Source organism: uncultured Succiniclasticum sp., from assembly GCF_902793885.1.
In the GTDB taxonomy this organism is placed as follows: domain Bacteria; phylum Bacillota; class Negativicutes; order Acidaminococcales; family Acidaminococcaceae; genus Succiniclasticum.
In genome coordinates, this window is sequence record NZ_CADBFF010000004.1 from 1 (window position 1) to 22094 (window position 22094).

Consider the following 22094-nt stretch of genomic DNA (forward strand, 5'->3'; position numbering starts at 1 on the left):
AATTCGGGTTTGTAGGGATGAATGTCGTGAATAAAAAATGGAACTATAAAAAACTTGGAGATGTTTGTACTGTCGAACGGGGTGGATCTCCTAGGCCAATTGATGATTATATTACTGACAATCCAGCAGGAATTAACTGGATAAAAATAGGCGATACGAATGATGAGTCTATGTTTATTACACAAACAGCACAGAAAATACTTCCTGAAGGAATGAAAAAGTCACGTTATGTGCGTCCAGGTGATTTTTTACTGTCAAATTCTATGAGTTTTGGCCGTCCATATATCCTTAAAATTGACGGTTGTATTCATGATGGTTGGCTTGTCCTAAGGGATAAAGAGAATGTATTTGATAAACGTTTTTTGTATTATTACCTAAGCTCAAAACCAACGTATCAAAAATTCAAGATGATGGCAGTAGGTGGTGTAGTTAATAATTTAAATAGTGAAATGGTACGTGGTGTAGATGTACCTATACCCGGTAAAGATGAACAAGTTAAAATTGCGGATGTTTTAGATAAAATTAGCAGAATAATAGCTTATAAAAAGAAAGAGCTTGTTAAATCAGATGACCTTATCAAAGCCCGATTTGTCGAGATGTTCAGATATAAATCCTCTGGGATGGCCAAAATACACATTTGAAGAAATCAGTGATCTGATTACAGATGGCGAGCATGCTACACCGAAAAGATTTAATCAAGGGATTTATCTACTTTCTGCAAGAAACGTGTTGAATCATGCATTGTCTTTCGATAAGATTGACTATATTGATCAAGTTGAATATGACAGAATTTCAAAAAGAATTATCCCTCAGGAGGGAGATGTTTTGATTTCTTGCTCAGGAACTATAGGACGTACCTGTACGGTACCAGAAGGATTAAAGTTTCAATTTGTAAGGAGTGTTGCACTTATTCGCTTTAAGAAGACTATTAATCCTATTTTTATGGAACATCAGATTACAATGCCATTTATCCAAAAACAAATTGACTCTTCAAAAAGTCAATCCTCACAAGCAAATTTATTTCAAGGAAAAATCAGAAAACTATTAGCTGTAGTTCCACCAAAGGAATTGCAGGAGCAGTTTTTATCTTTTGTAAAACAAATCGACAAATCAAAAGTTGCCGTACAGAAATCATTAGAACAAACACAAATGTTGTTTGACAGTTTAATGCAGCAGTATTTTGGATAAACTTTGGCAAAACTTAACCTTATGTGCGTTACAATATTGGTATTCTTTGAAAGGAGATTACCAATAATGGACGATAAGCTTGTGAATATTTTAAACGAAATGGCTGGTTACCTCAGCATAACGCAAATGAAAAAGTTGCAGGAAGTTTTGTTGAAGAATTTATCAGATGACAAAGCCAAACAAAAAGATATTTCGAATTCGGAATATCTAAAATTGTTTTTGGCAGCCAAGAGTATAGAAGGTTGTTCGGAAAGGACTTTGCAATATTACCGTGTTACAGTGGAACACTTATTACGACATGTGTTAATGCCAATACGGAAAATCACTACGGATGAAATAAGGGAATATTTGGTTAATTACCAGCGGATTAATAATTGCAGTAAAGTTACGGTTGATAATGTCCGCCGTAATATATCCAGTTTCTTTTCCTGGCTGGAAGAAGAGGATTATATTTTAAAAAGCCCTATGCGTCGTATACATAAAATAAAAACCAAACAGCAAGTAAAAGGTGTTATTACTGATGAAGCGATAGAACGCCTTCGCGATCATTGTAAATGTGACCGAGATCTGGCAATGATTGATTTATTATATTCCACTGGTATTCGTGTAGGAGAACTGGTGAATTTAAATATTTCAGATATCAATTTTGAAGAACGTGAGTGTGTAGTTTTTGGAAAAGGAGATAAAGAGCGCAAGGTTTATTTTGATGCAAAGGCGAAGCTACATTTGCAAGATTATTTGAAAAAACGTACGGATTCCAATCCGGCTTTGTTTGTTACGTTAGATGCGCCTTTTGACCGTTTGCGGATTAGTGGAGTAGAGATTAGGATTAGGGAGTTAGGAAGAAGTGTAAATTTAGAAAGGATTCACCCCCATAAATTCCGGAGAACGATGGCGACACGGGCCATTGATAGAGGAATGCCAATTGAACAGGTGCAAAAGATTCTTGGTCATTCACAAATTGATACAACAATGCAATATGCCATTGTGAATCAGACAAATGTAAAAACATCCCACCAAAAGTACATCGCCTGATACAATTCGGGTTTGTAGGGATGTTATGATGAACAATAAATCTTTATCTGCTCTTGTTGATCAAGTGCGTGGCGTATCGTATAAACCTAAAGATATTCATGATACTCTAAACGATTTGTCAATAGCATTGTTAAGAGCAAACAATATTTTTGATGGTAGTATTGAATTTTCAGACGTAATCTATGTTGATCGAAAACGAGTATCGTCCAGTCAAATACTTCGTCGTGGAGACATTTTGGTTTGTGCTTCTAGTGGTAGTAAAGACTTGGTAGGAAAAGCTGCTTCGTTTAATTGTGACGGAGAATATACATTTGGTGCTTTTTGTAAAGTTGTCAGACCAAAAAACATTGATGATGCTGATTATATTTCGGTGTTTTTTCAAAGCCCAAAATACAGACGTGAAATAGCTGCATCTGCTCTTGGAGCGAATATTAACAACATTCGAAATGAACATATTGACAATCTAGTTATTAATTGGCCAGTAAAATTAAAACGGGATATAATTGTAAGTCTGTTAAATCAATCTAAATCCATAATTACTTTAAGAAAAAAGCAATTACACCTTTTTGATGAACTTATCAAAGCCCGATTTGTCGAGATGTTTGGGAATCCAGTTGTAGGGGATAGAATTAAGGATAATAAGCATAAAATTGGTGATTTTGCGTCTGTGACTAAGTTGGCAGGGTTTGAATTTACAAAATACATAAAGTATAAAGATTCAGGCGATATAATAATGCTTCGTGGATTAAATTGTAAAAAGGGTCATCTAGTGCTTGACGATATAAAATGGATTGATCAAAAAACATCCGACTTACTCCCTAGGTCTAAGCTTTATTATGGAGACATATTAATGACATATGCCGGAACAATTGGCGATGTTGCTATGGTAGACGCTGATAATAAATATCATCTGGCTCCAAACGTTGGGAAAATAACCATTGAAGATAAAGAGAATTTCAATCCAGTATATTTAATTCATTTATTTATGTATACTCATGACTACATTATGTCTTTTGCATCGCAGGTTGCACAAGCCTCAATAAATATGGAAAAAATAAGAAATTTTGAATACTATTTCCCAAATATTGAAGCACAAAATCGATTTGAAGTGTTTGTAAAACAAGTCGACAAATCAAAAGTTATGAAGCGCTTACGATTAGCACATTTTCTTTTTGTTGATAGATAACTGCATTCCAAGAAAATATTTGTTTTCTGATATAATAAAAGTAGTGTAACTGTTTTTTCGAGAGCTAATTCCAAACTAAACTGGGAGTGATAACGTGGGAAACTTTGAGTTTTTGAAAAAAGAAAAGAACTTTGAAGCGTTTGCAGATACAGCCATAGCTGCAGAGCGAGTTTTCCATATTGATTTATCCAGTTCTGCTATCAATTGCAGACGGGCTGCTGAATTTGCTGTGAAATGGATGTATTCGGTTGACCGGGATTTGGTGATGCCTTACCAGGATAATTTTGTCACTCTTATCAACACAGACGAATTTCGTGGTATTGTAGGCAAGGACATTCTCAAATGCTTGGATTTTATTCGAAAAGTTGGAAACAGTGCTGCACACCAACCAAAAAATGTCACCAAAGATACTGTCGCCTTATCATTAAAATATCTACATACATTCCTGAAATTTGTTGCATACAGCTATAGCTTAATTGAATTTGACGACTTAGAATATGATCTGTCTTTGATTGAAAATATAACAGAAAAGACCATACCCGTTATCAGTGAAGTAGATTTTGCAAAGCTGAAGCAGGAAAATGAAAATCTGAAACTCCAGTTAACCACTATTCGTTCTCAGAAAGCCCATGAATATCAGCCTCATGTTAACTTTACTGAAGAAGCAACAAGAAAAGCATACATTGATGTGATGCTTACCGATGCAGGCTGGACCAGGGGTCAAGATTGGGAAGATGAATTTTTCATTGAAAATATGCCTAATAAATCAGGTTATGGCGCAGCTGATTATGTTTTATTTGATGACGCCCATATTCCTTTGGCAGTTATTGAAGCCAAAAAGACCAGCAAGGATGTTGCTGTTGGTCGGACACAGGCCAAACTATATGCAGATGACATTGAGCGTAGATTTGGACGCAGACCCATTATCTTTTTAACAAATGGCTTTGATACTCGTATCATAGCAGATCAGCCGAATGGTTATCCTGAACGTAGAATCAGTTTTATCTATTCAAAGAAAGATTTACAAAAAGAATTTTTCAAAATTGAAAACAAGGTTCCTCTGGTTAATGCTGTTATCGACGATAAAATATCTGAACGTTATTATCAGAAAGAAGCAATCAAGGCTGTTTGCGAGTCTTTTGGTAATGGCAACAGAAGAAAAGCCTTGCTTGTTATGGCAACCGGGAGTGGTAAGACTCGTACAGTTATTTCTTTGGTTGATGTTCTCCAAAGGCATAACTGGATTGAAAACTTCTTGTTTTTGGCTGACAGGAACAGTTTGGTTACTCAGGCTAAGAGGGCTTTTGTCAATTGCTTACCTAATGTAAGTGTAACCAATTTGGTTGAAGATAAGGATAATCCCAAAGCAAGAGGTGTCTTTTCAACCTACCAGACCATGATGGGCTGTATTGATTCCAGTAAAGATGAACATGGCGAGAAACTGTATACCAGTGGCCATTTTGACCTGATCATTGTTGATGAAGCCCATCGCAGTCTCTATAAAAAATACAAAGCAATATTTGAATATTTTGATGCCCTGCTGATCGGTCTTACTGCTACGCCAAGAGATGATATTGACAAAAACACCTATGAGGTATTTGATTTGGAGAGTGGGGTGCCAACCTATAACTATGAGCTAAGTAAAGCTGTTGAAGATAAATTCCTGGTTGACTACAATGTGGTTGACTGCAAGTTAAAATTCTTGCAGGCCGGAATCAAATATAATGACTTGCCGGAAGAAGAAAAAGATGAATATGAAAAGACGTTTGTAGATGAAGACGGTGAACTGATCGATAACATTAGCAGTGAAGCCTTAAATTCCTGGGTATTCAATGAAGATACTATTAAAAAAGTCCTGAATACCTTGCTTATGATGGGCTTGCGTGTGAATTATAGCAATGACATTGGCAAGACGATAATCTTTGCAAAAAGTCACAGGCATGCCGAGAAAATACTGGAAATATGGAATAAAGAGTTCCCTTCTTATCCGGATGGGTATTGCACTGTCATTGACAATTACACCAATTATGCACAAAGTGTCATAGACAGTTTTTCTGACAAGAAAAAACTCCCGCAAATAGCCATATCTGTTGACATGCTTGACACGGGTATTGATGTGCCCGAAATCCTGAACCTTGTCTTTTTCAAGAGTGTATTCAGCAAAGCAAAGTTTTGGCAGATGATTGGTCGTGGTACACGCCTATGCAAAAACCTGTTGGATACCGGGGACAAAGAAAGATTCTTCATCTTTGACTTCTGCGGAATTTTTGACTTTTTTGATGTGAATCCAAAAGGTGTCGAAGGAACTGAGGCATTAACATTGCAGGAGGTTTTGTTTAATTTAAGAGCCGAAATAGCCTATAAATTACAGGATTTAATCTATCAGACGGATGAGTTGGTAAAGATGCGTGCTGCATTGGTCAAAACACTGGTCGATAAGGTATGTGAATTAAACAGAGATAACTTTACTGTTAAATTAGCTTTGAAATATGTGGATTACTATTCAGTAAAAGACAATTACACAGCATTGACCTATGAACAGGTGTTGGAATTAAAAGAGAATATTGCACCCTTGTTATTGCCTGAAAAAGACGAGTTCAACGCCTGCAGATTTGACGCATTGATGTATCAGATTGAACTCGCGACTCTTACTGGCCAAAAGGCTAAGAGACATAAGCGAGATCTGGTTCAAAAGTTAGAAGCACTGACCAAACTCGGTACAATACCTGACGTAAAAAAGCAAGGAGACTTTATTTATCAAGTTCTCAAGGAAGGGTATTTAGATAAAGCAGGTATGGAAGAGTGGGAGGCCATCCGGATCAGAATCCGTGATTTGATTAAATATATCCCCCGGGGCAAACAACCCATCTTTTATACTAATTTCACTGATGAAATTCTTAGTGTTGCCGAAAGAGGGCCTATATATCAACCTGAACTTGAGAATTATAAAAAGAAAATGGAACAGTATGTGCTTCAGCATCAGGATATCCCGGTGATTGCAAAATTGAAAACCAATCAACCATTATCGCCACAGGATATGCTTGATTTGGAGAAACTGATGTGGAAAGACTTAGGTACTGAGGGCCAGTTCAAAAATGAGTATGGCAATGTTCCATTAGGCGAATTTGTCAGATCCATCATTGGCTTGGACAGAGAAGCCACAGTCCAAGCGTTTTCCAAGTTCATTAATGATGACAATTTAAATGCAAAGCAAATTGATTTTGTCAATATGATTATTGGCTACATTTCTAAAAATGGCATGTTAAAGGACTTTACAGTATTCAATAAAGCACCGTTCAACAGATATGGAGCTATTACAAAACTATTTGCCAATAATTTGGGAATATTGAAAGATATCCAGAATACCATTGTCAGTATAAATGAGAATGCACATTGAAGCTGCGATAATGATATAAGACAAAGAAAGTGTGAAAGACGTGTATCAGCCTCCCTTTACCATGACGGAAGAAATAACCAATCTTGTGATAGAAATCGGCGAGATGGTTGGAGGAAATTGTTTGCCGTCAGGATGTCGGTGTAAAAGTCGGTAAAAATGTCGGTATAAACGGTAAGGCAACGGAAGAAAAAGTTTTATTACTTTTGCAACAGGATTCCCGTCTTACTTCCAAAGTGCTGGCTTCAACGCTGGGAATTTCACAACGGCAGGCTGAGCGAATCCTGAAGAAGCTGAAAGAAACAAAAGGAGGGAATGCGGAGATGTGTGAATTGGTAGAAGAATACGCAGAAAAGAGAGCTAAAAGATATGCAGAAGAAAGAGAAATGCAGGTTAAGATGAGGACTGCTAAAAATTGCATAGATAATACAAATCTTCCGCTGGAAGACATCGCAAAATGTGTTGAACTTCCACTTGCTACCGTAGAAGAGCTTGCACGCGGAAGAACAGCGTGAATATAATGAGATATTTCAGAATGAAGGAGGAAACCAACCATGTTGAAAAGAATCATAACTTGTTTGTTGGCCTTGTCGCTTCTGGCTGGAGTACAGGTGAGCTTTGCCGCAGAAAAAGCAGGTGCGGAGGCGGGACCGATTTCCAAGGCGGAACACAGTCAATATCCACGGGCTTATGAAAAGGCGATTCTTGCCGCAAGATCAGAAGTTCCGGCAACAGCCGAATATCAGGGCATGTTAATTGAAAAGGAAACCGATAAGACGATTGCCTTTTCGTTTTTCGATAACAGCACGCTCCGTGCCTATGAAGTCACCGTGATAAAAGAGATAAATAAGGTGAAAACTGTTAAAATCGGAGGAAGCAGTATTCCCGGCAGCACGACTGTTAATAAGACAGTCGAAGATGTCGAAGAAATCATTAGCTTGGAGTATCCGGACGGCAAAATTAAATCAATTGAGCAAAAGTACGAGGGAAACCTCACCTATTATGAAGCGCAGCTGGAAACGCAGCGGTTTACGGTAGACCTTAAGATCAATCCGGTAACAGGAGCCATCGGCAGCCGGGTGTTGGAGTTTAAAGTGGAACCGCCCAAGGCGGAGGAGAAGAAACAACCTTCCCATAATCCGGCAAAAGAAGAACAGGTAAAACCGAAGCAACATAATCCGATTCCACCTGTTCCCGGCGAATGGATGTGCGGCAACTGCGGTACCCTGAACCACGAGGGACAATTCTGTACCAATTGCGGAATCCGGAGACCTGCGGATATGGAAGCGCCTGTTGTTAAATGCAGCAAGTGCGGATGGAAGCCCCAGGATCCCTATAACATCCCGAACTTTTGCCCGGAATGCGGCGCTCAGTTTAAAAAATAGCTCAGGCTTTTTTAATGCGGTAATAATTCCCGTTCCAGCGTTTCCCGGCGTTGCGAACGGTAAGCGGAACGTAGTGGGGGCCTTTGGATTTTCGGTACAGCGCGGAGTGTTGGAATACATCTTCAATGGTCTGTTGGCCGAATCCGCCCAGCCAGAACCACATACGCTGGCAGAAGCGGAAGTCTTCCCGGCTTTTGTCCTGCCAGCGGTGCCCATGATAGTACATCCGCTGTAGTTCCGGGTCGGCGTCAAAGGCTTTTTGCAAAATGAAATCAACAGAAGGGGCGTTCGTTGTCAATGAATTGTTGACGGCGGGCGCTTCTATACGTTTCGGGCGCAGGCTTTCACAGTAGTTTATTGCGGGCGTCAAATCTGCCAGACGGTTGCCGCAGATGGTATGCCCTGTCACCGTGATGCCCCGGCAGGAACCGTACCATTCGTACTCTTTCCCGTGGTAGCCGATGGTCTTGCGTCCGGGCAAAAGGTAAGAATTTTTATTTGGCAGAATGCCCCACACGTGCACGCCGTTTCCGGAAGGGGAAAGGTCGCACCAGGCTTCAGGGGCAAGCTGCAAAATTTTGTTAAGCCGGAGAGAATTGGGCAGGCAGTCGTCGATGTCGATGCAGGCCAGGTCGCTTTGCCGGGAGAGAAGCAGACTCAGTCCACCGTTGGCAGGCACGGTACGTAGCGCATCTGCAAAAGGTCGTCCTTCCGTTTCCCAATACTGCCCGCGCAAAACGGTTTCCCCATACGTCGGTAGTTTTTTCGCTTTGCCGTCAACAAAGACGGGCTTCCAGTTGATCCAATAGGGCAGAACTTTCAAAAAATCCGGGATGCCTTCCGGGTTTACTTCTATAATTTTTGTTTCTTGTGTAATCATAATTTTCCTTTCTGAATTTGCAAAAAGAAAGCAGTGTTGGAGGGGGAGCTGAGAGAAATGGTTTGTTGTAGCAGTCCTACGTGCTAATTGAAATGAATAGCACGGGGCTGGCGTTTCGTGTTTGTCAGTGCTGGTTTTCGGCCAGTGTCTTTGGTTATCGTTTTTTCAAAAAATGCAGGAAATACAGGAAGTGCAGAAAAAGTGCAGGTGCCTGAACAGGCATGGCTACAGGATTTTCTCTGATTGGCTGTACTTCCTGTACTTTTTTATATATCTGTTTCATAATAAAAAAATTCATATGAAATAGAGCAGGAAAAAAAGTGCAGGAAGTGCAGGAAAGTTTTGAAACCGGCACAGATACTGGATTTGCTCTCCTGTACTTTTTTCAGAAAAAGTGCAGGACGCTGTTAAAAAGTTCAGGAATGGTGAAAAAAGTACAGGCTGTTTTTTGAAAAGAGGGGAAACTGTTTTGAAATAAAAGTTAAGAAATGGTGAAATTATAATCGTAAACACAATCCTCCATAGCAGTAACCTGTTTCCCGGCGCACCTTAATCTTCCCGTGCAGCTGCATGGCTTCGGCAAAACTTTTGCGCTGCCAGCCGTGGTTTCCGTTTTTGAAAAGCCAGTTATTGAAATCTTCCAGCGCTTTGCTGAATTTCAAAAAGCCCAGGCTGGGTTCCGTCCGTTCGTCCAGCCACTGTTGCAGCAAATCGCTTTCTTCATAAAATGCGGAAGCGGCTTTGGCTACTTCGTCCGGCACATCGTTGCCCAATCCTTCCGCGAACCAGAGTTTTGCCCCTTCCACGCACCAGGCCAGGCAGGCGTTCAGATTTTCCGGCTGCAGCAGTTTTTGTTTTAACTTGGTATCCCGGTTTTCGATTTGTGCTGTAAAAGGAACAATCACCAGACGGCGGCGGATGCCTTTGTCCATGGCATCGGATATCGCGGGCAGGTGGTTGGTCTGCAAAATCAGTTTGAAGGAAGGGCAGAACTCAAACGGTTCGGCGTTCAGATGCCGGGCGGTCAGCGTATCGCCGCCGGTGAGGAGTTTGACCTTTGCTTCGTCCAGACGGCGGTTGGGGTTGCTTTCGCTGGACAGCACGTAGCGTTTGCCGGGCAGCTTGGCGAACTCCGGCGTGGGACGTTGTCCGTCGGTCACGTAAGCCGTGGCCAACAGCGTGTCGATGGAAAGGGTGGCCTTGTAGTCGCTGATGGCCGCTGCAATGGTTTCAAAGAAAGTGCCTTTGCCGCTGCCGCCTGGGCCGTAGGCGATAACAAACTTTTCTTCCTCGGTGCTGCCGGTGAGGCAGTAGCCCATAAACTTCTGCATCCAGCGGCGGACGGCAGGGTCGGGAAGAATGGTGTGGACGGTTTGCAGCCAGAGATTTTGCGCCAACGGTGTGGCGTTTTTCCCATTGTTTTCACTGTGACCGGCAGAAACGTTACCCGCCGTTGCGTCCTTTTTTGCAGGCATTTCTTTTGCGCTGGCACAGGAAAGCGGCTTTTGGGTGGCAACAGTTTCCTCAAAACCTGCCGCGCAGATTTTTGTCAGCAGGTCCTTTTTGTCAAAGGGCTGCAACGTGCCGGTAGCCAGGTTCAGCGTGCCGTTCTGTACATTCAGCAGAAACGGATTCGCATCAAAGGCGGCAAAGTCTGTGGCGTTGCAACCCTGCCAGTAGTTCACGGCGTCTTTGAAATGATGCAGGGATTCCGATTTTCGCAGCCAGTCCAAAACGTTAGCGCGACGTTTTTGTTCCGTCTGGTCCAGCGTCTGGGGCAGGCTGCGAATGGCGGAAGCCAGTTTGCGGTAGGCAGTTACGGCAACGTTGCGGAGCACGGCGTTGGTTTCTTCCTGCCAGCGCTTGCCGTTCCAGTGCACCCACCGGTTGATTTGCGGCACGAACTTCCAGTCGCTTCCAATCATGACGTGCAGCCGTTCCGCGTTGCCCGGATCGGTGTAGGGCAGGTTCATGAGGTACTGAATTTGGGTTTGGTTCATGGGTATCCTCCTTGAATTTTATTACTCTACTTGTATAAACAATTTAGATGGTCAAAATGCAACCGGTATTTAAAATAATCCCTCTACTTGTATAATCGCTTTAGCTCCAAAAAATTCAACCACATCTTGAAAAAAATTTTTCCCTCTACTTATCTATTCCGGCAAGGGGGTCGAAATATGAGATTGTTTTTATAAAAAATTTAAAATGTTACAAAAAAAGTGAAAAGGGTTTACAGTTTTCTGTGCAAATTAGTACTGGAAGTTTAAGTGGATATGCGATACAATGAGTTGTGAAAGCAGGAAAAATTTTGGTAACTGAGATAACCATTACAAAGGGAAGCATACACTGCGTCAGGCTGCGTTTGGCTCCGAACACAGGGTAATTTGAACTGGGTCCGGTTATTTTTAAAGGGGGTATTCTTACAATGAAAAAGTTATTCTTCTTCTTATGTTGCCTGTTAGCGTTATCCGCGACGACTTTTGCGGAGAAATCCGAATGGATCGATCCGGGTTATGACTTTACGAAAGCCAAAAGTATTTGTATTGACTACGCGGCCGCCCCTGAAATTGCGGACGGAATCCGGGATAAGGATGCGCAGGCTGTGTTTTTTGAGCGGGCCAAAGCGGATATTGTCGATAAACTTATCAAAGCAAAATACAATGTCGGGCTTACGGACAAAGCCAAAGGGAACGCAGCAGGCAAAGAAGCGGCAAACACAAAAGCTGTGGCAGCCCAGTCTGCCGAAAATCCCCGGCTCGCTTCCGGCGATTATGATTTAGTGGTCAGATGCACGGTTTCGCAATATGATACCGGGAAAAAGCATGTGGAAGCCCATACGGAAACGGTAATGGTTCCGGTTACCACAACCATGTTAGACGTAACCGGCCATATGCAGACCATCACTATTCAGGAACAACAGGTTTACAATATTCCTGCGGGAGAATATCCTGCCGCATTTGTGAAGGCCCGGTTTGATGTGATCAACACAAAGACGAACCAAAATGTCTGGACCTGGGAGGATGCGCGGGAAAAGGTTGCGGACCCGGGCATCTCCAACGTTAAACCGAAAGAAGTTCTTACAGGCATCATGGCAGATTTTTCAGCGAGCTTACGGCATAATTTAAAAAGCAGAAAGCCGAAAGGAAAGTAAGAAGACATGGATTAAATACGTTTTTAAGGAACCATTGGTTGTTTACACAGCGCCTGCTAACAAGCGGGCGTTTTTCTTTTCCCGTAATCAGTTCCGTTCCATTGTTTTCCGGCGTTTCGAACGGTACAGTATCCCCCCACTACTATAAACAATTTGGGTATCGAAACCGCAACCAACAATCCGAGAATTTTTTTCGTTTCACTTATATAATCCGGCGAGGACAAAAAAACGCAACCAAAAATTGAAAAAATTTATTACTTCACTCTTATAATCCCGTGAGGGTGAAAAAACGGAACCGGTAAAGCAAAAATATTTTTGCTCTCACTTATATACTCCGGCAAGGCGCCGAAATCTGTTGGAAAAATTTTCCCTCACTTGTATAAACAGGAATGGGTATTAAAATGCAAGTCGATTCACAAAAAATTTTTCTCTCTACTTGTATACTCCCGAAGGGGTACCCAAATCTAAAGTGGTTTTTGCAAAAAAACAATGCCGGTTTGCAAATCAAATATAGGCGTGGCTTATTTCATAATGTAGCTGTGATGCTCTTATCATATATCAGGGTGTTGCTTTTTTATTAAGCTTTCTTTTCATCAAAACTTCATAGAAAACGCATGCAATCTATGCTATAATACAACTGCGGAAGGAATCGTGTCGGTCGGAAAGACAGGTGTCGATTTGAAAGATTTTGAAAAGATTGATTGGGATTCTTTAACCTTCGCCAACAATTACATTTTTCTGGAGGTGATGAACAACAAAAAGCGCTGCCAGTACCTGATAGAGAAGGTTTTGCACATACCTATTAAGAGGATTCTGCACATTGTTGCGGAGCGCCACACGAACAGTCCGCGAATCAGCAGTAAAAGCATTCGCCTTGATGTGTATGTGGAAATTCTGGACGGAACAGTTATAGATTTGGAGATGCAGGTGACAGGGAAGGGCAGCACCATTTACCGTGATGCAGAGGAAGATCAAGTGGAAAACGAGCTTCCGTTGCGCACGCGGTATTACCAGAGCCTGATCAGTATGGACATGCTGCGTAGGGGGATGAATTACCCGGAACTGCGTAAATCTTTTGTAGTTTTTATCTGCACGTTTGATCCGTATGGAAAAGGTCTGCCGGTGTATCATTTCACGTATCGCTGCAAAGAATATAATGCATTGCAGATGGGCGACCTGACGGAGAATATTTTCCTGAACGCCAAGGCTGCGGATAATACGGAAGATAAGGAACTGGCTGCGTTTTTACGGTATGTGAACAGCGGATTGGCGCAGAATAAATTTACGCAGGAGATTGACGAAGAAACAAAACGTGTGAGGAATGACAAGAAATGGAGGGAACGCATCGTGACCTGGGAAATGGATTTGCGGATTATGGAAAAAAGGGCGCATGAAAAAGGAAAAAAAGAAATGGCTTTGGAAGTTGCTGAAGCGTTACGCAAAAAAGGTATGTCCGAAGCAGAAATTGCTGAAGTAACGGGACTTCCTGAAAAAAAGGAAACGATGAAGTAACAGTTTGTTTTTGTGGTTTTCTGTTTGCAAGAGCAATATTTTTGCTCTAAATGATTGACTTTAATTTTGTATAAATGTTAGACTGCACGATTCTTTCGCAGCGCCTGTAACCATGCAGGCGCTTTTTGTTTGCATAATACCAAAGGACAAAAATCGAAACCACTGCAAATGTGAAACAAAAATTATCCATCTACTTGTATACTCCCGAAGAGGTACCCAAATCTGAAGTGGTTTTTCCAAAATTTTTAAAATGTTACAAAAAAAGTGGAAAAGGTTTACAGTTTTCCGTGTAAATAAGCAGTAGAAGTTTTAGTGGGATTAAGATACCATTATCAGTGAAATCAGTAGTAATGTCAGTTAACACACCGCACGGGAGAGAAACATTTGACAACAAATAACGCCCGTGCTATATATAAACGTAAAAGGAGGGCCAAGCCAAATGAAGAATATGCAGGTATTGAAAAAAGAATTAATTGAAAAAGCCATGCATTGTAAGAATGCTGAAGAGCTGATGGCACTGGCCGAGTCCGAAGGCATTAGCCTGACCAAAGAAGAGGCCGAAGCGTATGTGTCTGAAATGGAAGACGTGGAACTGGACGGGGAAATGCTTGAGCAAGTGGCAGGGGGAGTATGTTGGGGCCAAAGTTGTGATGAGAACGAAACCAATGCTGCTCATGTCCGTAACACCGACAATCCTGCCCGGATCCATTGCTTCACGGGCGATTCAGAGGTGGCTGTGCCAGGTGGTATTAAGCTCATAAAAGATTTACAGGTTGGTGACAAAGTGATTACGCTGGATGCGGAGGGGAATGAAACTGTCGGCGTAGTTACGGAAGTCATGCCGCCACAGGAAGAGGAAATTTTTGAGGTTACCTTCTCTGATGGAACCGTTTGGCACGCCACGGGAAGCCAGACACTTTATTTTGGACACGGGAAGAGCTGCACTGTGAGAGAGGCGCTTGGGAAAACGGCGCTGAAACGGGGCGGCACTGCTGTGACAGTGACCGGCGTAAAGTCCGCCGGCATTTTCGAAACCGTGTATGACGTGCTGGTTGGCGAAGAAGCGGACGAGGATGTTATCTTTGTGGCGGGGATTGCTGCCGAAGGCTATTTCACGCAAGGGGAACGGAGCCAGGGGGCGCAGGCGAAAACCGTCGCATGAGCAGGTTTATTGTGTTTGATTGCATTTCAAATTTCGGCTGATATGTTTATGATATAGAAAACAATAAGGGTTATTTTTACGGCGTCTGTCCAAATAATTGGCAGACGCTGTTTTATGTGCAAAAAATTGTACATCGGTTTCTATTATAATTTTAACAACAAATGGAAAACAAAAACGGAAAAGACCATGAATACGAACGAACGCTGAAGCAGACAGAGATAAAAAGAATCAGAGACAGTATATGAGGCATGTGGAAGAATATCGTAACGGAGACAATCATGGTCACAGTATAGGCAGGTTTGAGTTTGACCTTTTGCATCAGACGTTTTATCTTGATACGTTTGATTCCGGTTCAGGTACTACGGACAGAAAGAGCGGTAAAATTCCGGCGAAAGCTGTCAAAAAGTTTTTGGAAGCCGTTTCTGATTACTGTAAGTTGCCCGAGTCCGAGTATTTTGACAAAAATAATCTGAACAAAGCTTCCGTCCTCCACACTGCAGAACTGTTCAACAAGCGTTTTTACTGGTATGCCGCGGAGGAACCGCTTTTTGAAAAGCTGGAGCAGGCGTTCCGGAATCTGCTTGCTTCGTTAAAGATGAAAAAGTGATACGCCTCGTAACGAGGCTGCAAGGCATTGTTACTGTTCCTAAAGTTTTCTTGTGCAATATCTTGTGACAGTAATAAAAAGGTGATAAAATAATAATTGTCAGTGGAAGAGAGACTGATAAGCCTAAAGGTCTTCTATGAGAAAAATTTAATCATAGGAGGCCTTTTATTTCCATTCATGTTATAGCAGTCAGGAGGATGAAATATGTTCTGTTCACGTTGCGGTAAGGAAATAGCAGATGAATCGGTTTTCTGTAATTATTGCGGAGCCAGGCAGTCGGTGCCTTCTCCTGCTCCGGAGAATAAAAATGGCATAAGTTTTGCTTCCACTATCTGCCCCAATTGCAGCGGACATCTGAATATTAATGTAAAAACAAATACCGCAGTTTGTCCGTATTGCAACAGCCGTTTTGTATTAAACATGGACGACAGCATGGAAGAAGCGATGCAAAACGCTGCTGAAATCGAAACCCTGATGGACGATGCTAAAAAATTTGAAAAAAAGTGTGATACGGAAAGTGCGTTGCAATGTTATAAAAAGGTGTTAGAGCTGGATCCGGATCATGCAGAAGCAAAAGAAAGGCTGGCCAAAGTCAGAATTCTGAATTACGTTTATCTGAAGTCAAAAATGTTTGACGACTATACAATTATGGAACTTCGCAAAGACTCCATGACCTGCCATAAAAAAGACGGTTCGAAAGAAATCTGGCTTTTCCGCAAAATGACAGACTTAAGCTATTTCTTCGGATCTATGGATTTTACCTATAAAGGAGAGATTTCCTCCAGAACCATCGGCGTGATGGATGAAAAGGAAGTAGTAACTTTTATACGGAATGCGCAAAAGGGCATCTATCCTCCCATCGATAAAGATTTATTGGATGAGGATGAGTAAACGAAGATAAGAGTGATGGAGAAAGACATGAAGATAAGCGGCATCGTGGGTATGGAGTTTGAAAATACATGGAGGTGACTTGTTAACATGGGTTTCTTTGATGATTTGTTCAGCGATGAGGATGAGGATAAAAAAGAAAAGAAACAGAAGAAAAAAAGAAAGCATAAAGAAGATGACTCTGACGATGACAAGGGTTTCTTTTCCAGTATCTTTGATGATGACGATGATGAAAAAATAGAATTTGATACGAAAGAATCGGACCGGGAGAATCAGGAGTCGAAGTTTGACGAAGATGATTCGGAGGATGATGACGGCAAAGGATTTTTCTCCAGTCTTTTCGACGATGATGACGATGAGAAAATAGAATTTGATACAAAGGAATCCGATCGGGAAAATCAGGAGTCGGAGTTTGACGAAGATGATTCGGAAGACGATGACGGCAAAGGTTTCTTCTCCAGTATCTTCGATGATGACGACGACGATGATGACGACGATGATGACGACGATGACGACGATGACGACGACGATGATGACGATGACGACGATGACGACGACGATGATGACGATGACGACGACGACGATTAACGCTTTTTAATTGTGTAATCATGAAAAGAGGCAGTAAATGGAAAAGTCATTTAAAATGAATAAGTTTTTTAAGTTGTTATGTGTGGTTATGATGTTCGTACTGTCACTGTCCGTGACGGGTTGCTTTGATGATGACGATGAAAAGGAACCGGCCTCTTCGAATTCGGGCAGCTCTGCTTCCTTCAGCAATAAGGGGATGAAAGAGCTGGAAGAAGTGAAAATTAAGGTCAGGGAAGGCAAAGTCGTTACGCTGAACAATCAGAATCCGCGCAATTTCCGCGGCGCTCAGCCTGTAGCGAAAAAACCGTTTACGCTGATGGTTTATATGTGCGGTACGGATCTGGAAGAAGAAACGGCGGCCGCGTCCAACGATATTATTGAGATGGCCGCGTCCAAATTCAAAGGCGATAAGCTGAACGTTGTGATTCTGACCGGCGGAACGAAAAAGTGGAATATTAAAGATATTGAGCGAAATACCACTAACATTTATACGCTGGAAGGGGAAAACCTGATACGTCAGGCGACGTTCGGGCGTCAGTTGCTGAGCGATCCCCGAACCCTGACCACGTTTGTAAACTATGCAACCACGATTTATCCGTCGGATAAATATGCGCTGGTATTCTGGGATCACGGCGGCGGCCCGGTCTGGGGCTATGGTGTGGACGGCATGGCCAAGCCGGAAAAGAACAGTCTGTTTGTTCCGGAACTGAAAGCGGCTTTGGCGAATTCTGCCCTGGCGCAGAAAAAAGCTGAGTTTATCGGCTTTGATGCCTGCCTGATGGCAACGGTGGAGACGGCGCAGCAATTGCAGGACTTTGCTAAGTATATGGTGGCATCCGAGGAAGTGGAGCCCGGATTTGGCTGGGACTGGCGCTGGCTGAGGACGTTAAGCGAAAACACGGATAAGGACGCTTTGATTTCCCTGAAGGAGACAGTGGATCGTTTTGTTGCCTTCTGTGAAGATAACAGCAGCTGGTTCTTCGGTGATTTTGACGGTACGCTTTCTGTTACCGATTTGCGTAAGATTGGTCCGGTTGCCGCTGCCCTGAATGACATGGGGAAGGAAGCGAACGGTATCTTTTCCAGTCACAAGAAAGCGATTACCTTTGAAAAAGGCCGTGCCAAAACAAAAAGTTTCGGCGACCTGGGGGATGACGGGAACTTTGACCTGGTGGATCTGGGCGATTATGCCGAAAAATTGCACAAGGCGTTTCCAAACCAGGCCGAAACATTGCGGAAAGCGGTTGCAGACGCAGTGGTTTATACAAAGAATTCCAGCAGCGTTTCCCATGCGACCGGCCTGACAACCTACTTCCCATACAATGCTTCGTTCAATGAGGCGCAGGGTACGTGGCCTGTTTACGCCAGCCTGTACAAAAACGTAAGCGCCATTGCCGGACACACTTCGTTCCTGACCCGTTTCTGCCAGTGCCTGATACCGGACAATCCTGCTGCCGGCCAACATAAAAAACGGGCCGGCACAAAAGCAGCCAAGGGCGGCGTAGAGGTAGTTCTGCCCGCTGAAGATGAGGCGCAGGCCATTGAAGCAAAGTTTGTGCTGTGGCGTGAGCTGGAGCCCGGCAGCGATTACTTTGTGCGCTTGCTGGTGGACAAGGATGTAGAGAGCGAGGGCGGCAAATACAATGCCAAATTCGACGGGAAGCTGATGAGTTTCCAGGATGAGTTTATCTATGTCCGTGAAAAAGACAGAAACGAAAAGACCGGAGTCGTTACCTATGATTCTCCGGCGTATCTGAACGGTATTAAGGTACGGGTGCTGATCCGCAAAGATGCGAAAAATAAGGACGGCAAAATTGTCGGCGCCCTGCGGGTAAACGGTCCGCAAGGAAGCAGGGTTTCGTCCAAAGACATTATGCAAGTTAAGAAAGGCGACAAACTGCAGTTCCGTTACTGGGCGAACCTGTGGACCAAACCGGGCGATGAGGCAAAATATGCCGGGCAGCCCACACACAAATGGGTAAAAGGCAAAGAGCTTACCGTGGGCGACAGCCTGACACTGAAGAAGAAAGCGGTAGGTAAAGAACTGTATCTGGCCACATTCTGGATCAAGGAAATGAATGCGGATATGAAAATCAGCAATTACTATACACAAAAACTGGAAATGAGAAGAAAGTAAAAGAAAGTAAAAGAAAGTAAAAGAAAGTAAAAGAAAGTAAGCCCTGTTTCCGGTTGGAACAAAGAGAAACGAAATAAGTAATGGCGGGAAAGAACTGCAGCAAAACATAGTGAGCGTTTGCGCGATTTTATGAGACGAAATGAGCCGACCACGTCGAGACTGTCTGAGGGGCGAAGCCCCGAGTTTCGAAGACGCAGGCGAATGAGTCCATAAAATAGCAAACGGGAATGGTTTTGCGAAGTCTTTACCGCCATTGCTTTTCTTATTTTATAGAAATAATATTTTCTTATTAAAATTGACGAATACATTGTAGAGTTGTATAATTTAATAGTTACAGCAATGTTCAGGAGTATTCCTCAGAATATGATGTGCAAAGCAACGAGTCCAAAAATATATTATATTAGTTACTTAAACCCGGGAGGTTATAAATATGATGGAAGAAAAATATGCTCCCCATGCCATAGAAAAGAAATGGCAGCAGTACTGGGAAGAGCACGACACCTTTAAACGCGAGATTGATACGGCCAAACCCAAATCCTATGTATTGGAGATGTTCCCGTATCCCTCCGGCAATCTGCATATGGGCCACGTGCGCAACTATTCCATTGGCGACGTGGTTGCCCGTTTCCGCACCATGCGGGGCTTTAATGTGTTGCATCCCATGGGCTTTGACTCCTTTGGCATGCCAGCGGAAAATGCGGCTATCGAGCATGGGATCCCTCCCAAGAAATGGACGCTGGAGAATATTGAAAACATGACCCGCCAGTTAAAACAGCTGGGTCTTTCCTATGACTGGAACCGGGAAGCCATTACCTGTAAGCCTGATTATTACAAATGGACGGAATGGTTCTTCGAACTGTTCTACAAACGCGGCCTGGCGGTGAAGAAGAATTCTTCCGTAAACTGGTGCGACCACTGCAACACGGTGCTGGCCAACGAGCAAGTTGAAGACGGAAAATGCTGGCGCTGCAAGCATGAAGTACACAAGAAACAGCTGAGCCAGTGGTTCTTCAAGATTACCGATTACGCGGACGAGCTGCTGAAGGATCTGGAAAAGATTCCCGGCTGGCCGGAACGCGTGAAGGTGATGCAGGAAAACTGGATCGGCCGCAGCGAAGGTCTGGAATTCAGCTTTGACGTGCCGGCGCTGAACGAAAAGCTGCCGGTTTACACCACCCGTCCGGACACGATCCAGGGCGTTACCTTTGTGGTCGTTCCGCCGGAGCATCCCATTGTGGAAAAAATGCTGCAGGGCAATCCCCGTGAGGCAGAGCTGCGTGAGTTCTGCGATAAAGTACGCAACACCAGCGATATCGAGCGTACCTCCAGCACCAGTGAAAAGCTGGGCATGTACACGGGCTTTGACTGCGTGCATCCCCTGACAGGGCACAAGGTACAGATCTGGATCACCAACTACGTACTGTTTGATTACGGTACCGGCGCGGTTATGGGCGTGCCCACCCACGATTCCCGTGACTGGCAGTTTGCTACCAAATATAATATTCCCAAGATTCTGGTTATCCAGCCCAAGGACAAAGAACTGAAGCTGGAAGATATGACGGATGCCTATGAAGAAGACGGCATCATGGTAAACAGCGGCAAGTTCGACGGCATGACCAACATCGAAGCCATGTCCGCCGTCAGCGATGAGATCGAGCGCATCGGCGCAGGCAAACGCCGCGTTAACTACCGTCTCCGCGACTGGCTGATTTCCCGTCAGCGTTACTGGGGCGCTCCCATTCCCATTATTTACTGCCCCAACTGCGGCGAAGTGCTGGTACCGGAAGAAGATCTGCCGGTGCTGCTGCCGGAAGACGTAAAATTTGATGCAGGCGCCAAGTCCCCGCTGGCTACCAGCGAGAGCTTCCTGCATTGCAAGTGCCCGAAATGCGGCGCGGACGCTACCCGTGAGACGGACACCATGGACACCTTCCTGTGTTCTTCCTGGTACTTCCTGCGTTACACCGACCCGAAGAACGACAAGGCTCCCTTTGCCAAGGAAGCCAATGCCTACTGGGGCCCGGTTGACCAGTACATCGGCGGTATCGAACACGCCATCCTCCATCTGCTGTATTCCCGCTTCTTCCTGAAAGTGCTGCGGGACGCCGGCATGGTGGACTACGATGAACCCTTTACCAACCTGCTGACCCAGGGCATGGTAATCAAAGACGGAGCCAAGATGAGCAAATCCCTGGGCAACGTGGTTTCCCCGGAAGAAATCCTGGAAAAATACGGCGCCGACACGGCCCGCCTCTTCATTCTGTTCGCCGCTCCTCCGGAACGCGAGCTGGAGTGGAGCGACCAGGGCGTGGAAGGCAGCTTCCGTTTCATTAACCGCGTATGGCGTATCATCTGGCATTACAGAGAATCAGTAGCATTAGGGCAGTATTACAAAGGTAATAATGGCGCCCATTATGAAGAAGCCCTGTTAACGGAGCCGGATAAAGAATTGCGGCGTGCTTTAAATGCTACTATTAAAAAAGTTACGGAAGATATTGAACAACGTTTCAACTTCAACACGGCTATCAGCTCCCTCATGGAACTGGTAAATGCTATGTATGCATACAAGGATGCAGGAGTCTATACCTGCGGTCTGGTCCATGAAACCGTGAAAGACCTGTTGCTGTTGCTGGCCCCCTTTGTTCCCCATGTGGCGGAAGAGCTTTGGCACAGTGTAATCGATGAGAACAGCAGCGTTCACGATCAGTCCTGGCCGGCTTACGATGAATCGGCGCTGAAAGTTGACAATGTGGAAATCGTTCTGCAGATCAACGGCAAAGTGCGGGGCCGTCTGGTGGTTCCGTCCGAAGCGTCCAAAGAAGAACTGGAAAAAGTTGCCCTGGCCGATGAACGGATCAAATCCCTGATCGGTGACGGAACCGTACGCAAAGTAATAGCGGTTCCCGGAAGACTGGTAAATATTGTAGTAAAATAGTTTTAAAGAGACGCTGATTAAATGAGTTTGTGCGCTGACCGGTGCT

The 22094-nt window shown here is 43.7% G+C and carries 17 protein-coding genes; 15 read left to right on the forward strand and 2 right to left on the reverse strand.

Features of this window, described 5'->3' with window-relative positions; translation table 11 throughout:
* The 7 genes from QZV31_RS02880 to QZV31_RS02910 all read left to right on the forward strand — a co-directional run.
* Window positions 1-641: restriction endonuclease subunit S (locus QZV31_RS02880; RefSeq protein ID WP_295357857.1), on the forward strand; the 641-nt coding region annotated here is incomplete at its 5' end.
* Window positions 568-1188 carry a restriction endonuclease subunit S gene (locus tag QZV31_RS02885; RefSeq protein WP_295357860.1) on the forward strand — a complete coding sequence of 207 codons (621 nt, stop codon included), beginning with the start codon at window positions 568-570 and terminating at the stop codon, window positions 1186-1188. The genes QZV31_RS02880 and QZV31_RS02885, both read left to right, overlap by 74 nt.
* Before the next feature lie 66 nt (window positions 1189-1254).
* Window positions 1255-2223 (forward strand): site-specific tyrosine recombinase/integron integrase, encoded by a 969-nt coding sequence (xerA, locus tag QZV31_RS02890; protein WP_295357863.1) that lies wholly within the window; start codon window positions 1255-1257, stop codon window positions 2221-2223.
* Between the two features lie 25 nt (window positions 2224-2248).
* Window positions 2249-3409, forward strand: coding sequence for a restriction endonuclease subunit S (locus QZV31_RS02895; RefSeq protein WP_295357867.1), 1161 nt, complete (start codon window positions 2249-2251; stop codon window positions 3407-3409).
* Between the two features lie 94 nt (window positions 3410-3503).
* Window positions 3504-6806, forward strand: coding sequence for a DEAD/DEAH box helicase family protein (locus tag QZV31_RS02900; protein WP_295357870.1), 3303 nt, complete (start codon window positions 3504-3506; stop codon window positions 6804-6806).
* A 107-nt stretch (window positions 6807-6913) separates the two neighbouring features.
* The gene (locus tag QZV31_RS02905; protein ID WP_295357873.1) at window positions 6914-7318 is read left to right on the forward strand and encodes a winged helix-turn-helix domain-containing protein; all 405 of its coding nucleotides are present in this window, start codon (window positions 6914-6916) and stop codon (window positions 7316-7318) included.
* Between the two features lie 39 nt (window positions 7319-7357).
* Window positions 7358-8188: a zinc ribbon domain-containing protein gene (locus QZV31_RS02910; RefSeq protein WP_295357876.1), complete on the forward strand. Its 831-nt coding sequence runs from the start codon at window positions 7358-7360 to the stop codon at window positions 8186-8188.
* Between the two features lies 1 nt (window position 8189).
* Here QZV31_RS02910 and QZV31_RS02915 read toward each other — a convergent pair whose 3' ends face one another.
* Both QZV31_RS02915 and QZV31_RS02920 read right to left on the reverse strand, forming a co-directional pair.
* A complete protein-coding gene (locus QZV31_RS02915; RefSeq protein WP_295357879.1) occupies window positions 8190-9068 on the reverse strand; it encodes a hypothetical protein in 879 nt (292 codons plus the stop codon).
* A 497-nt stretch (window positions 9069-9565) separates the two neighbouring features.
* Window positions 9566-11068 (reverse strand): phage/plasmid primase, P4 family, encoded by a 1503-nt coding sequence (locus QZV31_RS02920; RefSeq protein WP_295357882.1) that lies wholly within the window; start codon window positions 11066-11068, stop codon window positions 9566-9568.
* A gap of 425 nt (window positions 11069-11493) precedes the next feature.
* Here QZV31_RS02920 and QZV31_RS02925 point away from each other — a divergent pair, with 425 nt between their 5' ends.
* The 8 genes from QZV31_RS02925 to leuS all read left to right on the forward strand — a co-directional run bounded on the left by QZV31_RS02925 (window position 11494) and on the right by leuS (window position 22048).
* Window positions 11494-12219 (forward strand): hypothetical protein, encoded by a 726-nt coding sequence (locus tag QZV31_RS02925; protein ID WP_295357885.1) that lies wholly within the window; start codon window positions 11494-11496, stop codon window positions 12217-12219.
* Window positions 12220-12870: 651 nt separating this feature from the next.
* Complete coding sequence (locus QZV31_RS02930) at window positions 12871-13731, forward strand: Rpn family recombination-promoting nuclease/putative transposase (protein WP_295357888.1); 861 nt, start codon at window positions 12871-12873, stop codon at window positions 13729-13731.
* Window positions 13732-14170: 439 nt separating this feature from the next.
* Window positions 14171-14893 carry a hypothetical protein gene (locus QZV31_RS02935; protein WP_295357890.1) on the forward strand — a complete coding sequence of 241 codons (723 nt, stop codon included), beginning with the start codon at window positions 14171-14173 and terminating at the stop codon, window positions 14891-14893.
* A 241-nt stretch (window positions 14894-15134) separates the two neighbouring features.
* Complete coding sequence (locus tag QZV31_RS02940) at window positions 15135-15500, forward strand: hypothetical protein (protein WP_295357893.1); 366 nt, start codon at window positions 15135-15137, stop codon at window positions 15498-15500.
* A gap of 204 nt (window positions 15501-15704) precedes the next feature.
* Complete coding sequence (locus QZV31_RS02945; protein WP_295357895.1) at window positions 15705-16391, forward strand: zinc-ribbon domain-containing protein; 687 nt, start codon at window positions 15705-15707, stop codon at window positions 16389-16391.
* Window positions 16392-16478: 87 nt separating this feature from the next.
* The gene (locus QZV31_RS02950; protein WP_295357898.1) at window positions 16479-16976 is read left to right on the forward strand and encodes a hypothetical protein; all 498 of its coding nucleotides are present in this window, start codon (window positions 16479-16481) and stop codon (window positions 16974-16976) included.
* Between the two features lie 37 nt (window positions 16977-17013).
* A complete protein-coding gene (locus QZV31_RS02955; RefSeq protein ID WP_295357900.1) occupies window positions 17014-19113 on the forward strand; it encodes a clostripain-related cysteine peptidase in 2100 nt (699 codons plus the stop codon).
* Between the two features lie 430 nt (window positions 19114-19543).
* A complete protein-coding gene (gene leuS / locus QZV31_RS02960) occupies window positions 19544-22048 on the forward strand; it encodes a leucine--tRNA ligase (protein WP_295357903.1) in 2505 nt (834 codons plus the stop codon).
* Window positions 22049-22094 lie beyond the last annotated feature (46 nt).